This window comes from Stenotrophomonas sp. LGBM10 (assembly GCF_046736075.1).
Lineage (GTDB): Bacteria > Pseudomonadota > Gammaproteobacteria > Xanthomonadales > Xanthomonadaceae > Stenotrophomonas.
The window spans coordinates 3,442,185-3,456,873 of record NZ_CP177163.1 but is presented as its reverse complement, the minus strand read 5'-3'; the positions used below and the strand labels follow the sequence as shown (position 1 = coordinate 3,456,873).

General features: G+C 68.6%; 9 protein-coding genes. 3 read left to right on the top strand and 6 right to left on the bottom strand.

Going from position 1 to position 14,689, the window contains the following annotated elements; all coding sequences use genetic code 11:
- Nucleotides 1–27: 27 nt before the first annotated feature.
- Nucleotides 28–588, bottom strand: coding sequence for a single-stranded DNA-binding protein (locus ACLB90_RS15085; protein WP_411850223.1), 561 nt, complete (start codon nucleotides 586–588; stop codon nucleotides 28–30).
- Nucleotides 589–918: 330 nt separating this feature from the next.
- Between ACLB90_RS15085 and ACLB90_RS15080 the strand changes: the two genes are divergently transcribed.
- Nucleotides 919–1,950: a LacI family DNA-binding transcriptional regulator gene (locus ACLB90_RS15080; protein WP_411850222.1), complete on the top strand. Its 1,032-nt coding sequence runs from the start codon at nucleotides 919–921 to the stop codon at nucleotides 1,948–1,950.
- A gap of 20 nt (nucleotides 1,951–1,970) precedes the next feature.
- Here ACLB90_RS15080 and ACLB90_RS15075 read toward each other — a convergent pair whose 3' ends face one another.
- Complete coding sequence (locus ACLB90_RS15075; protein WP_411850221.1) at nucleotides 1,971–3,509, bottom strand: serine hydrolase domain-containing protein; 1,539 nt, start codon at nucleotides 3,507–3,509, stop codon at nucleotides 1,971–1,973.
- Between the two features lie 170 nt (nucleotides 3,510–3,679).
- On the opposite strand from ACLB90_RS15075, the gene ACLB90_RS15070 reads away from it, so the two are divergent.
- Both ACLB90_RS15070 and ACLB90_RS15065 read left to right on the top strand, forming a co-directional pair.
- Nucleotides 3,680–4,573, top strand: a complete 894-nt coding sequence (locus ACLB90_RS15070; protein WP_411850220.1) for an ABC transporter ATP-binding protein — start codon at nucleotides 3,680–3,682, stop codon at nucleotides 4,571–4,573.
- 13 nt (nucleotides 4,574–4,586) lie between these two features.
- On the top strand, nucleotides 4,587–8,165 hold the full coding sequence (locus ACLB90_RS15065; RefSeq protein ID WP_411850219.1) for an ABC transporter permease/M1 family aminopeptidase: 3,579 nt from the start codon (nucleotides 4,587–4,589) through the stop codon (nucleotides 8,163–8,165).
- A 619-nt stretch (nucleotides 8,166–8,784) separates the two neighbouring features.
- Here ACLB90_RS15065 and ACLB90_RS15060 read toward each other — a convergent pair.
- The 4 genes from ACLB90_RS15060 to ACLB90_RS15045 are packed head-to-tail and all read right to left on the bottom strand — an operon-like array spanning nucleotide 8,785 to nucleotide 14,639.
- Nucleotides 8,785–9,165: an SseB family protein gene (locus ACLB90_RS15060; protein WP_411850218.1), complete on the bottom strand. Its 381-nt coding sequence runs from the start codon at nucleotides 9,163–9,165 to the stop codon at nucleotides 8,785–8,787.
- Nucleotides 9,166–9,217: 52 nt separating this feature from the next.
- Nucleotides 9,218–10,939 (bottom strand): alpha-amylase family glycosyl hydrolase, encoded by a 1,722-nt coding sequence (locus tag ACLB90_RS15055; protein ID WP_411850217.1) that lies wholly within the window; start codon nucleotides 10,937–10,939, stop codon nucleotides 9,218–9,220.
- Entirely contained in the window at nucleotides 10,939–12,426 is a 1,488-nt protein-coding gene (locus ACLB90_RS15050; protein WP_411850216.1) for an MFS transporter, read from the bottom strand. The genes ACLB90_RS15055 and ACLB90_RS15050 overlap by 1 nt, the downstream gene beginning before the upstream one ends.
- Complete coding sequence (locus ACLB90_RS15045) at nucleotides 12,423–14,639, bottom strand: Six-hairpin glycosidase-like protein (RefSeq protein ID WP_411850215.1); 2,217 nt, start codon at nucleotides 14,637–14,639, stop codon at nucleotides 12,423–12,425. The genes ACLB90_RS15050 and ACLB90_RS15045 overlap by 4 nt, the downstream gene beginning before the upstream one ends.
- Between the last annotated feature and the right edge of the window lie 50 nt (nucleotides 14,640–14,689).

Here is a 14,689-nt window from a genome sequence, read left to right as displayed (position 1 = left end):
TTCAACATGATGCGGCGTCAGCAGGACTCAGAACGGAATATCGTCATCCGCGAAGTCGTCCATCGGCGGTGCCGACTGCTGCGGCTGCTGCTGCGGGCGCTGCTGCTGGCCGTAACCACCGCCACCACCGCCGCGCTGACCGCCACCACCGCCACCACCACCGCCGCCGTACTCCTGGCGCGGGGCCTGCTGGCGCTGCGGACGCTCGCCGCCGGCGTAGTTGCCACCGCCGCCGCCGCCACCGCCGCCTTCACCACGGCCGCCCAGCATCTGCATTTCATCGGCGATGATGTCGGTGGAGTACTTCTCCACGCCGTCCTGGCCGGTGTACTTGTCGTAACGCAGGCTGCCTTCGACGTAGACCGAGCTGCCCTTGCGCAGGTATTCACCGGCGATTTCGCCGAGCTTGCCGAAGAACACCACGCGGTGCCATTCGGTACGCTCCTGCTGGTTGCCGTCCTTGTCCTTGCGGACGCTGGTGGTCGCCAGGCTGATGCGGGTGATCGCCATGCCGCCTTGGGTGTACTTCACGTCCGGGTCGTTGCCGAGGTTGCCGACCAGGATGACTTTGTTGATGCCGCGCGCCATAGGGTTGCTCTTCCGTTGTCCGAGGGCAGACCGCAGTCATACCACAGCCCCGGACGGGGTGCGGATGCGCGGGGCCGCCCAAGGGAAAATTGGGGGGTGACAGAATGCCCCATCTTACCATTGCCGCCATGCCCGACCCTGTCGGAATTCCGGCCGGAACCAGCCAGAAACCGCCCAATGGCCTGTGCGGCAAGGGCCGCGGCGGTTCAGGCTGGCGCCGCCGGCCCCCTGCCCTGCCGGGCTGTCCGGCCAGGGCTGGCGGGGGGCCGGGGCAGGCCAGGACCGGTCGCGCATGGCATCATGCAGGTCGTCGTCCCCGCCGTACCCGCAATGACCATCCGAGGCAAAGCCACTTCCCTGGACATCGCCCACCTGGCCGGGGTGTCGCAGCCGACCGTGTCGCGCGCCCTGCGCGGCAGCCCGATGGTCAACCCGGAAACCCGCGAGCGGATTTTGCGCATCGCCCGGGAGCTGAACTACAAGGTCGACAAGAACGCCTCCAGCCTGCGCCTGCGCAATGCCGGCACGCTGGCGCTGCTGTTCTTCGAGGACCCGACCAACGACGACTCGCTGATCAACCCGTTCTTCCACGCCATGCTCGGCTCGATCACCCGCGCCTGCGCGCTGCGCGGCTACGACCTGCTGGTGTCCTTCCAGCAGCTGTCCACCGACTGGCAGGCCGATTACGAAGACAGCAACAAGGCCGACGGGATCATCCTGCTCGGCTACGGCGACTACCACGAGTCGCGTGAGCGCCTGCAGCGGCTGGTGGAGCAAGGCACCCACTTCGTGCGCTGGGGTGCCGCCCTGCCCGACCAGCCCGGGGTGTCGATCGGCAGCGACAACTTCCAGGGCGGTTTCGACATCACCGCCCACCTGCTCGACCAGGGCTGCCGCCGCATCGCCTTCATCGGCCATGCCTCCAGCCACTACCCGGAGTTCGAGGAACGCTATCGCGGCCACGTGGCGGCAATGGCCGCGCGCGGCGTGGCTGCCGAGCCGGCGCTGCAGCACGATGCGATCACCACCGAACAGGACGGCTTCGATGCGTGCCAGGCACTGCTGGCGCGCGGCGACGCGCTGGACGGGATCTTCGCCGCCAGCGACCTGATCGCCATCGGGGCGATGCGCGCCCTGCGCGAGCACGGCCTGCGCGTGCCGCAGGACGTGGCGCTGGCCGGGTTCGACGATATTCCGCTGGCTGCGTCGGTCTCGCCCACGCTCACCACCGTGCAGCAGGACACCAAACAGGCCGGCCAGCTGCTGGTGGAGAAACTGCTGGCGCTGATCAACGGCGAGGCGGTGGACGGCCAGACCATCGCGGTGAAGCAGGTGCTGCGGGAATCCTCGCGGCGCCGTTGAGCTGGCGTGCCGTGGCGCGCTCAGGGCGTCCTGTCGAACACCATCCCCTCGAAGACGATCGCGCGCGGCTGCGCATCGGCCATGCGGAACTCGAGCCACTGGCCGCTGTTGGGCACGAACTCGACCCGGACCTGGTCCGGCTGCGTGCCTGCGCTGGCCACTGCATCCAGCCGGCCCCAGCGCAGCCGCAACGCCTGCGCCCCGGATTCCTCCACGGCCACGGTGCCGAGCAGCGCGTTGGCGTAGGTTCCGGTGTAGCGGGATCGCGCCTGCGACAGCGTCCACGGGCGCGCCTGCACCGATGCACGCTGCCCGGCCATCGCCTGCAGGGCCTGGCCGGTCTGGGCCTGCAGGGCTGCGAAGCGCGCCTGCGTCCTGGCCTCGACATCCGGCTCCCCCAGCAGCGCGCCGTACACATGGTCGGCAATCAACGCGGTCATCCTGGCGCCCAGCACGTCCTCGTTGGTGAGCACCACCAGGCCCAGGTTCCGCCCGGGCATGAAGGACAGGTGCGCGTGGAACCCGGCGAAGCCGCCGAAGTGATGCAGCATCGTCTGGCCCTTGTAGGTCCCGGTGTACCAGCCCCACGCATAGCCGTTGCGCTCGATGTCCTGGTAGCGCGATGACAGCGACACCTGCCGCTGCTGCGAACGCGCGATGACGTCGCGCGGCAGACCGCTCCCGCCCGTGGCGGACAGCTCGGCAATCAGCAGCCGGGCCAGATCGGGGGCGCTGGACACCACCCCGCCGGCGGCCTGCATGGTCGTATCGTCCTTGACCAGATACAGCGGCACATCCGGCTGCGCGCTGGCCAGCGAGTACGGTCGCGCCAGTTGCCATCCCCCGGCGGTGGCGGTGCTGATGCGGGCGCTGGTGTGCCGCATGCCAAGCGGCTGGAACACCGTGCGGGCCAACTGGTCCTGCCACGATGGGCCCGGCATCTGCTCCATCCATACGCTGAGCAGGTTGTAGCCGACGTTGGTGTACGCGAACTGCCCGCGCGGCGCCGCTGGATCGCCCACGGTAGCCGCCACCAGGGCCCGCCGCGACGCGGCATCGTGCACACCGCTGTAGGCCGTCGCCCAGGCCAGGCCGGTGTTGTCCACGCCGGCGGTATGGGTGAGCAGGTCGCGCGCGGTCACCGCGCCGGCATCGAATCCCTGGAAGGCAACGTCGGGGAACATCGACTGCAGTGACATGCCCGTGTCCAGGCGCCCGTCGGCCTCGGCCAACAGCGCGTTCAGCGCGAACATCGGCTTGGTGGCCGAGGCGATGTAGAAGACCGTGGCCGCGCTCACCGGGGTACGCGCGGCGATGTCGGCATAGCCGCTGTACGCCTGGTGGATCACCTGCCCGTCCCTGACCACCACCACCGCGGTGCCGGCGGGCAGGCCGCTCAGCGCCCGTGTCTGCGCGATCAGGCGGTCCAGCCCTGCGAAGTCCGGCGGTGGCGGTGCGGCTGTACCGGCCCGGGCGACGAGGGCGACGGCCAGCGCGGCGGCCGCCACCAGGGCGCGTACTGGGGTGGAAACGGGTACGGCGGGCGATGCGGCAGTCATGCGGTGACGTCTCCGGTGGCAGGGGCATGCGGTTGGGATACGGCCGATGCGACGACGGTTGCAGGCCGCGGCCGGCCGCCCCGGTGGCCGCCCATGACTTACGGCGGATGCAGCGCCGTCCGTTTCCCCGGATAAGTCGATCTTCAACACAGGGAAAGGTGTCCGCCCCAATGCTGCAGATCCGCTCGCTGTCCAAGACCTACGCCAATGGCGTGCACGCGCTCAACGCGGTCACCCTGGATATTCCCCGTGGCATGTTCGGACTGTTGGGGCCCAACGGCGCCGGCAAATCCTCGCTGATGCGCACCCTGTCCACGCTCCAGGAAGCCGACAGCGGCAGCGTAACGCTGGAAATTCCCGGCGAGGCACCCATCGATGTGCTGCGCGACAAGGATGCCGTGCGCCGCCGGCTGGGCTATCTGCCGCAGGATTTCGGGGTGTACCCCAAGGTCAGCGCGCTGGATCTGCTGGAACACTTCGCGGTGCTGAAGGGCATCACCCACAAGGGCCAGCGCCGCGAGGTGGTGGACGGCCTGCTGCAGCAGGTGAACCTGTGGGACGCGCGCAAGCGCAAGCTGGGCACCTACTCCGGTGGCATGCGCCAGCGCTTCGGCATCGCCCAGGCGCTGCTCGGCGATCCGCGCCTGGTGATCGTCGATGAGCCCACCGCTGGCCTGGACCCGGAGGAGCGCAACCGCTTCCTCAACCTGCTGGCGGCCATCGGCGAGAACGTGGCGGTGATCCTGTCCACCCACATCGTGGAGGACGTGACCGACCTGTGCCCGACGATGGCGATCATGAACAAGGGCCAGGTGCTGCTGACCGGCAAGCCCAGCGATGCGATCGATGCCCTGCAGCACCAGGTGTGGCGCAAGCAGGTCGATCCGTCCGCGCTGGCGGGCTACGAGGCCAATCATGTGGTGCTGTCCACGCGCCTGGTCGGGGGCCGGCCGGTGATCCACGTGCACAGTGCCAGCGATCCGGGCGATGGGTTCCAGCCGGTCGCACCCGATCTCGAGGATGTGTATTTCCAGCGACTGCGTCTGCAGTCGCGGGCCGCCTGACCGGAGCGCGCCCATGATCACTGCCTTCTTCCGCTTCGAGCTGCGCGAGCAGCTCCGCTCCCCCCTGCTGTGGCTGCTGTCGGCGCTGTTCGCGGCGCTGGCCTTCGCCGCGGCGTCCTCCGACGCGGTGCAGATCGGCGGGGGCATCGGCAATGTCCACAGCAACGCCCCGACGGTGATCGCCACCTTCATGGGCGTGTTCACCATGCTGGGGATGCTGGTGTCCACGCTGTTCGTGAGCAATGCGCTGCTGCGTGACTTCGAGCTGGGCACCGCCGAGCTGATCTTCGCCAGCCCGATCAAGCGCCGCGACTACCTCACCGGCCGCATCCTGGCCGCGTTGTTCGCCGGACTGCTGTTCTATCTGGTCATCGCGCTGGGCCTATTCCTGGCCCCCTTCATGCCCTGGGTGGACCCGGAGCGGATGGGTGCGGTCTCGCTGCGCGCGTATGCGTGGACCTTCGCCGTCGTCGTCATTCCCAACCTGATCTTCACCACCGCGCTGCTGGCGCTGCTGGCCGCGCTGACCCGTTCGATCCTGTGGGTGTACATCGGCCTGATCGGCTACTTCGTGCTGTATGGCGTGAGCGCGTCGCTGATGCGCGACATCGACAACACCTGGGTCGCCACCCTGTCCGAGCCGCTGGGCATGCGCGCCCTGTCGCGTACGATCCGCTACTGGGCCGCCGAACAGCGCAACACCCAGTTGCCGGAACTGACCGGCTATCTGCTGGCCAACCGCGCCGTCTGGCTGGCCGCTGCGGTGGCGATGTTCGCCGCCACCTTTGCCCTGTTCCGCACTGAACGCAGCGGCAGCGGTCGCCGCCGCTGGGGCCGCAAGGCGCCGCCGCCGGTTGCGTCGGGCGTGCGTCCTGCGGACGTGGTGGTGCCGCGCATCCATCCGACCTTCGGGGTGGCCACGGGGTGGCGCCAGTTCCTGCGCCAGGTCCGCTTCGATACCGCCGGCGTCCTGCGCAGCGTGCCGTTCCTGGTGCTGCTGGTGCTGGGCATGGCCAACTTCATCCCCAACGCGATATCCCAGCAGTCGCTGTACGGCACGCCGATCTACCCGGTCACTGCGGAGATGCTCGGATCGCTGCAGGGCGCCTACAGCTGGCTGCTGGTGATCATCGTGCTGTTCTACGCCGGTGAACTGGTGTGGAAGGAGCGCGGCGCACGGCTCAACGAGGTCAACGACGCCATGCCGGTGCACAACTGGGTGCCGCTGCTGGCCAAGTTCACCGTCCTGGTGGCCGTGATCGTCTGCTTCCAGGCCATCGGTGCGGTGGTATCGATGCTGATCCAGCTGTCGCAGGGCTATACGCGGCTGGAACCGCTGCTGTACCTGCAGACCCTGGCGCTGGACTCGGTGTTCTACGTGCTGATGGGCGGCATGGCGCTGGTGCTGCAGGTGCTGACCAACAACAAGTTCATCGGCTATGCGCTGCTGATCGTGGTGATGATCGGCCAGATCGCGCTGGGGCTGCTGGATTACACCCAGAACCTGTACAACTTCGGCGGCTGGCCGAATGCGCCGTATTCGGACATGAACGGCTTCGGCCACTTCCTGGTCGGACAGCTGGCCTTCCAGAGCTACTGGGCGCTGCTGCTGGCGGCGCTGCTGTGCCTGGCATCGGCCTTCTGGGTGCGTGGCGTCGGCATGGGCCTGCGCCAGCGCCTGGCCCTGGCCGGCCGCCGCCTGCGCGGCCCCGCCGGTGCGGGAGCGGCCGTGGCCCTGCTCGCCTTCGTGACGGTTGGCGGCTGGCTGTACTGGAGCACCAACATCCGCAACCCGTTCATGTCCCCGGACCAGGAACGCGATCTGCAGGTGCGCTACGAGCGCGAGCTGTCCAAGTACCGCAACCTGCCGCAGCCGCGCATCATCGCGGTGGACAACCGGGTCGACCTGCACCCGGAAACGCAGACGGTGACCATCGATGCGGACTGGACGGTGCGTAATACCCACGCCACCCCGATCGCCGATGTGCATGTGGGCATGAGCGATGACCGCCAGCTGGTCGCGGTCGACCTCGGCGGGCAGACCCTGGGCTTCCACGATGTGGATCTGGGCTACCGCATCTACCACCTGGCCACGCCCCTGCAGCCGGGCGAAGAGCGCCGCTTCCGCTTCCGCGTGGAGCAGCGCCCCAAGGGCATCACCGCCGGGCAGGCGCCCACCAACGTGGTGGAGAACGGCAGTTTCTTCAACAGCCAGATGCTGCCGCACTTCGGCTACAACGAGCGCCTGCAGCTCACCGACCGCAACGAGCGCCGCAAGCGCGGGCTGGGCGAACCCACCCGCATGCCCAAGCTGGAAGACGAGGCCGCGCGCGCCAACACCTACATCACCGACGACGCCGACTGGCTGCAGTTCCGCACCACCATCTGCACCGCGCCGGACCAGATCGCGCTGGCGCCGGGTTATCTGCAGGAGGAGACCACGGTGGATGGGCGGCGCTGCTTCCGCTACGCGATGGACCGGCCGATGCTCAACTTCTACGCGTACCTGTCGGCGCGCTGGGAGGTCAAGCGGGGCCGCTACAAGGACATCCCGATCGAGGTCTACTACGACCCGCGCCATGCCTACAACGTGGACCGCATGATCGAGGCGGTGCAGAAGTCGATGGCCTACTACGAGGCCAACTTCACCCCGTACCAGCACCGCCAGGTGCGCATCATCGAGTTCCCGGGCTACCAGAGCTTCGCGCAGTCCTTTGCCAACACCATCCCCTACTCCGAGTCGATCGGCTTCATCGCCGACCTGCGTGACCCGGACGATGTGGACTACGTGTTCTACGTGACCGCCCATGAGATCGCGCACCAATGGTGGGCGCACCAGGTGATCGGGGCCAACGTGCAGGGCGCGACGGTGCTGTCCGAGTCGCTGTCGCAGTACTCGGCCCTGATGGTGATGGAGAAGGAGTACGGTCGCCAGCACATGCGCCAGTTCCTGAAGACCGAGCTGGACCGCTACCTGTCCGGCCGCGGCGGCGAGCGCATCGAGGAACTGCCGCTGGAGCGGGTGGAGAATCAGCAGTACATCCACTACCAGAAGGGTTCGCTGGTGTTCTACCGCCTGCGCGAGGAGATCGGCGAGGAGGCATTGAACCGGGCGCTCAAACGCTTCCTGCAGGACAAGGGCTTCCAGCAGCCGCCGTACACCACCTCGCGCGAGCTGCTGGGCTACATCCGTGCCGAAACCCCGGCCGATCGCCAGCAGCTGGTCACCGACCTGTTCGAGAAGATCAGCTTCTACGACAACCGGTTGCTGTCGGCCACCGCGCGCAAGCGTCCGGATGGACGCTACGACGTCACCCTGGCGCTGCATGCCGAGAAGCGGTACGCCGACGGCACCGGCAAGGAGACCGCCGGGACGATGGACGACTGGATCGAGGTGGGCGTGTTCGCCAACGCGCCGTCGGGCAAGGAACGCGACCAGAAGGTGCTGTACCTGCAGCGCCACCACATCACCGAGGCCACGCCGACCCTGACCGTCACCGTCGACCAGAAGCCCGATGAAGCCGGCTTCGATCCGTACAACAAACTGATCGACCGCGTCAGCAACGACAACCGCCGCAAAGTAACCCCGTAGTGCCGGCCGTTGGCCGGCAACCACGTACACCGCGAACATCCCGTAGTGCCGGCCGCTGGCCGGCAACCACGTACAGCGCGAACGGAGCCGAGAGCAGCCGACCAACGGTCGGCTCTACCGGTGGGTCAGCCGACATCCCGTAGTGCCGGCCGCTGGCCGGCAACCACGTACACCGCGAACGGAACGGAGAGCAGCCGACCAACGGTCGGCTCTACCGGCGGGTCAGCCGACATCCCGTAGTGCCGGCCGCTGGCCGGCAACCACGTACACCGCGAACGGACCGGAGAGCAGCCGACCAACGGTCGGCTCTACCGGCGGGTCAGCCGACATCCCGTAGTGCCGGCCGCCGGCCGGCAACCACGCACACCGCGAACGGAACGGAGAGCAGCCGACCAACGGTCGGCTCTACCGGCGGGTCACCGCCGACATCCCGTAGTGCCGGCCGCTGGCCGGCAACCACGCACACCGCGAACGGAACGGAGGGCAGCCGACCAACGGTCGGCTCTACCGGTGGGTCACGCACACCGGCAACAACCGTAGTGCCGGCCGCCGGCCGGCAATCACGCACACCGCGAACGGAACGGAGAGCAGCCGACCAACGGTCGGCTCTACCTGTGCGTCAGCCGAAATCCTTGAGGATTTCGCCGATGCCACCCGGCGACAGTTCAAAGCCCAGCCGGGTGCCAGGGTTGACGACCACGCCGTAGCCGCCCGGCACGCGGCGCAGTACCTCGATCATCAGCATGCGGATCGTGTGCGGTGCCTGCTGGTTGTGGAACCCCACGCGCGACAGGTCGGTGAACACCGCCACGTGCAGGACGCCCTGCTTGTCGAACAGCAGCGGGTCGAAGCCGCTGCCGTCGGGGGTGACCAGGCTGCCGGTCTGCAGCACCACCTCGGCGGCCACGAAGGCCTTCATGAACAGCCCGATCGGGAGCTGCCCGTCCATCGCGGACGCCAGCAGGGTTTCGATCGGGGTCTGCGGGGGAAGGTCGGTCATGGCAGTGCGGGCGGTGCGGGGGCGCCCATTGTACCTGCCGGCGCCAGCGGGCTTACCGGGCCAGCCGGCGGGTTCTGGCCTGCTGGTCGTCGACCGCCCGCTGCAGCTCGGCCTGCAGCGCCTTCTGGGCGACCGGGGCATCGAGCACGAACACGCGCACGCCATGCGCGGGCACCTCGACCTTCAGCACCCCACCCACGGCAACGCTGCCCTCGCCCAGCGCGTCGCGCCAGGTGCCCGGCTGCAGGTAGCGGCGGACTTCGATGCTGCGCGCGGTGTCGCCCTTGTTGAGCAGCACCAGCGCAGTCTGGGCGACGTCGCCGTGCTGCAGCACACGGTAGAACACCGCTTCGTCGCCCTGCAGACGCTCGTTGACCTGCAGGCCGCGCTGCAGCGCCGGGGTCGCCTGACGCAGGCGGGCGATGCGCTGCAGCGGCGCGAAGATCGGGCTCTGCGGCGCGGCGTCCACCCGTGCCTGACCGAAGTACGCACGGTTGCCGGCATGTTCGGCACGGCTGCGCATGAAGCCGGTTTCCGACCCGTAGTACAGCACCGGGATGCCGCGCGCGGTGAAAAGCCAGTTGTGCGCGTCGATGAAACCGGTGTCGGTGGCATCCAGCCGCGCCATGTCGTGGTTGTCGTAGAAGCTCATCAGCGCGTACGGATTCGCATACGGGCCGCCAACCAGGTGCAGCGGTTCGGCCAGCGCCTGGAAGCCCTTCTGCTCCTTGCCGAACACCGACGACAGCGCGCCACGCAGCGGGAAATCCAGCACGCTGACGTTGGCATTGGCGGGCCAGGTGTGCTCGGCAATCCTGGCGGCGTCGTAGTCGAAGGCCTCGCCGAACATGAACATGCCCGGGTGTTCGGCGCGGATGCGGTTGACGAATTCATGCCACCACGGGTGCGGCAGCCAGCCGATGGTGTCGATACGCAGCGCGTCCACGCCCTGCGCGGTCCACTGCAGGTAGGCGCCCACCAGGTAGTCCATCACGGCCGGGTTGTGCTGGTTGAAGTCGCCCAGCTCGGCCAGGTTGCCGTCGAAGATCGAGCCGTCCTTGCTGTCAACCGGGCCGATGCTGTTGTAGAACGCGTGCAGCGGGTTGTGCGCCGGATCGAGCTGCTGCGGCGGCAGGTTCTGGTGGTCGGCGATGAGGGTGCCGTCCTTGTCGAAAATCTGGCCGAACTGCGGCTGCTTCACCGGCATCGTCCACGCGGGTGAGCCGTGGTTGGCAACGATGTCCAGCACCACTTTCAGGTCGGCGTCGTGCAGGCCGCGGGTGAGCCCGGCAAAGTCCAGGTCCTTGCTGGGCAGGTGCTCATCGACTCTGTAGAAGTTGATGCCCCAGTACCCGTGGTAGCCGGTCTTGCCGCGGTCGGTAAGCGTGCTGGTGCAGCTGATCGGCTTGCTGCCGGTGAAGGCCTCGTCCGGGTTGTCGACGATGGGGGTGATCCACACCGCGCCGAAGCCCAGGTTGCGGATGTACGCCGCGTTGTCGAGCACGCCCCTGAAATCACCGCCCAGGTAGCCGATGTTGCCGTCCACCTTGTCCGGGCACGGCACGGGAATGTCGAAGGTGCGGTGCGTGCCGCCCTGGTCGCGGTGGTCGTTGGACGGATCACCGTTGACGAAGCGGTCGGTCACCACGAAGTACACCGCATCGCTGGCGAACGGTTCCAGCGTGCCCACGTAGTCCGGGCGATTGCCCGCCGCAGCGGCACTGCTCAGCAGAGCCAGCGACAGGCCCAGCGACAAAGGGGAATACGCACGCATCAGACAGCCTCCTGGTGGGCCGGCACCCGCAGTACGCACAGCCCGGCAATGAACAGACTCACCCCGCCCAGCACCAGCACGTGCATCGGCTCGCCGCCGAGCCACACGCGCAGCGTAAAGCCGAGCGCGGCGGCCGCGACCAGCTGCGGAATGACGATGAAGAAATTGAACAGGCCCATGTAGATGCCCATCTTGGCCGCCGGCACGCTGTCGGACAGCAGTGCATAGGGCAGCGACAGGATCGAGGCCCAGGCGAAGCCGACGCCGACCATCGACACCAGCAGCCAGCGTGGATCGTCGATCAGCATCAGCGAAACCAGCCCCAGCCCGCCCAGCCACAGGTTGACCAGGTGGCTCCAGCGCAGGCCCATCCAGCGCACCATCACCGGGATCAGCAGCGCGGCCAGTGCCGCAAAGCCGTTGTAGGCGCCGAACAGCACGCCCACCCAGTTGGCGCCTTCGTTGTAGGCGGCCGTGGCCGGATCGCTGGAACCGAAGTGGGTGCCGGCCACGGCGGCGGTGGTGTAGATCCACATGGCGAACAGCGCGAACCAGGAGAAGAACTGCACCCACGCCAGGCGACGCATGGTGCGCGGCATGGCGCGCAGGTCGTCGACGATGACGGCCAGCATGTGCCGCCCGGGAACCACCCGCGCCACGCCCAGCAGCAGGCCGTAGGCCGCGCACAACCCGGCCAGCACGTAGAGCATCTTGTCGCCGTCGCGCCACGCGATGGCCACCGCCAGCGCGGCGCCGAGCGCGATCCACGCGCCGATCTGGCCCCACGCCGGCGGACCAGTCAACGGCGCGCTCTGCTGCGCGGCAGGCGGTTCGGCGTCGTCGAAGCCGGCCAGTTCCTGCGGCGAATACTCGCGGGTACTGAACACCGTCCACGCGATGGACGCCAGCAGCACCGCCGCGCCGAAGTAGAACGCGTAGCGCACGGTTGGCGGCACTTCACCGGCAGCGGCGGTGTTGGCCACGCCGAAGTGGGCCAGGATGAACGGCAGGAAGCTGGCGATGATGGCACCGACGCCGATGAAGAAGCTCTGCATCGCATAGCCGGTGGGGCGCTGCCGCGGCGAGAGTTTGTCGCCGACGAAGGCGCGGAACGGTTCCATCGAGATGTTGATGGAAGCATCCAGCACCCACAACGTGCCGGCGGCGATCCACAGGGTGGGCGAGTTCGGCATCACCAGCAGGGCCAAGGTGGTGAACACCGCGCCGATCATGAAGTACGGGCGGCGGCGACCCCAGCGCGTCCAGGTGCGGTCGGACAGGTAGCCGATGATGGGCTGCACCAGCAGGCCGGTCAGCGGCGCGGCGATCCACAGCCCGGGCACGGCGTCCATCGGTGCGCCCAGCGTTTCAAAGATGCGGCTGGCGTTGGCATTCTGCAGCGCGAACCCGAACTGGATGCCAAGGAAGCCGAAACACATGTTCCATATCTGCCAGAACGACAGCGTGGGTTTGGCGGTACGGCTCATCGCGCATCCTCCGCGTCACCGGCAATCGGCGCGATCAGCAGAGCGCTGACACTGGCCGTGTTGAGCACGCCATCGCGCCCGCCCTTGCCGCCGTTGTACTGGGCGAAATGTTCCAGCGCGCTCATGTTGAAGCCCTGCTCAAGGCTGAAACGGCACCGCCCCGTGGGCAGCGCGAACTCGGCGGCGGTGGAATCCTGCGGGCCGACGCTGTGCGGCATCGTTACCGTGGCGCGCTGCACCGGCTGGCCGGCGCACTGCACCACCAGCTGCTTCACCGCCGCCGTAACGCCGGTGTTGATCGGGCCATTGCGATTGTCGTAGCGCAGCCGCACGCGTACGCGGGTGGGCGCGGCGGCCGTCCAGGTCCAGGCGGCGGCACCGGCCAGACGCTGCTGCGGTCCCACGCAGGTGGTCGGGCTGTGCAGCGATTCCAGCGCGCCCTCGCGCCGGGTCAGGCTGAGGCAGTGCTGGTGGCCGTCGTCGGCGAGGGTGAAGGGCGATGCGGCGGTGACCTCTCGGCCATCGAGCCAGAGCACGTGGTTGGCCGGGATCGGCATCGACCAGGTGCGGCCGCGCCTGGACGGCGTCGGTGCGGCAGGCGTGGCCGGCGCGTACGCTGCCGCCAGGGCAGTCGCTGCCGGGCCTGGCGCGGTACGGCCAGTGCCCACTGCGGCCGGCTGCGGCTGGGCCATCAGCTGCACGCTGACGGTGTTGCCCTTGCGCACGATCTTCCCGGCGACCAGCAGTTCACCGTCCAGCGTGCGCGGACGGGTGAGGATGTAGCGATGCCGGCCGTCGTCGAGTTCGATGCTGCGGCGCGTGCCGAACAGCTGCGGCACCAGCGCGACCGGCAGCTTCGGCGCCACCGTGCCGTCGGCCTCCACGCCGAACACGCCGTCCAGCACCATCGACAGGTAGCCGGCCACCGACCACAACTGGCGCGGCGAGTTGACCACGGGGCCGCTCAGCGCGCCTTCGTCCACATGCACGGCCAGGCTGCGCATCTCGTAGTTTTCCATGTTCGACCCGGCCAGTGCGCTGCCGCGCATCAGCGACTCGATCTCCAGCCGGATGCGCGCGGCATCGTCCACGCGGCGGGCGGCGCGCAGGGAATACGCGCTGACAAACGGCCACACGGCGCGGTTGTGGTAGATCGGCTGCTGCGCCTCCTGCGGCCACACCACCGGGCTGCCGCCCTCCACCGCCGGGTAGCTGGCCAGCGCGCGGCGCGCACGCCCGGCCGGGAACACATCGGCCAGCACGCCCAGCGAAATGCCCAGCAGGTCGTACTTGGCGTAGGGCACCGGGTGCGCAGCGTCGCCGATGTAACTCATGTACATGCCGGCGTCCTCGCGCCAGAAGCGCGCGTCGATCTGCCGGGCCAGCGCGTCGGCCCAGGCCGCGTACGTCACGGCGCGTTCGTCGCCCACCTCGCGCGCCATCCGCTCGGCCAGGCGCAGCGCCTGGTAGTGCAGCACGTTGGTGGACAGCGCGAAGGAATCGCCGATGAAGCGCACGTCCTCGCGGGTCCAGTCCGGGTAGGTCTGTTCACGCCAGTCCAGGAACGAGGTCTCGCCGCGGTACAACCCGACGTGCGCATCGAACACCATCGCGCGGTCCTGCGCCAGCGTGGCCTGCAGCGCCTCCCAGGTCTGGCTGGCGAACGGCGTGTTGTCGAGCAGGCCGCGCGCGGCCAGGAACCACACCACGCGGTCGCTGCTGATCGGCCAACTGCCGCCGGAGCCGGTGTCCTGGGCCACGAACAGGCCCGGGGTATGTCCGTCGCGGGCGGTGGACAGTTTGAACTGCAGCGACTGCCGGGTGCGGACCGGGTCCAGCCGCGAGAGCGCCAGGTCGGCGGCGAAGCTCACATCGCGCGTCCACACGTAGGGCCAGCGTTCGCCCGTCTGGAAGCAGGCGCACGGCACCGGATTGCCCTGGTTGAAGGCGGGATCGCGGATCGCCTCGACGCGGTCGGCCGCCAGTTCCTGCTGGGCCAGCGCGAACAGCGCATCGAACATCACGCTGCCGGTCTGGCTGCGCATCGGCTGGGCACCGATGGCCACCACCGTTTGCCCGCTGGACAGACGGTAGCCGCCGTCAGCGGTTGCATCGGCACGCGCAGTGCGCCCATCGAAGGTCAGGTCGGCCGCCCCGGCGGTGGACATCATCGCCGCCCCGAGGGCAGCGGTCAGGCAGATCATCTTCAGCATCGAAGCGGCGGACCGGCTTGCGCCCGTCGGCCTCCCTCCCTCTTTGCACG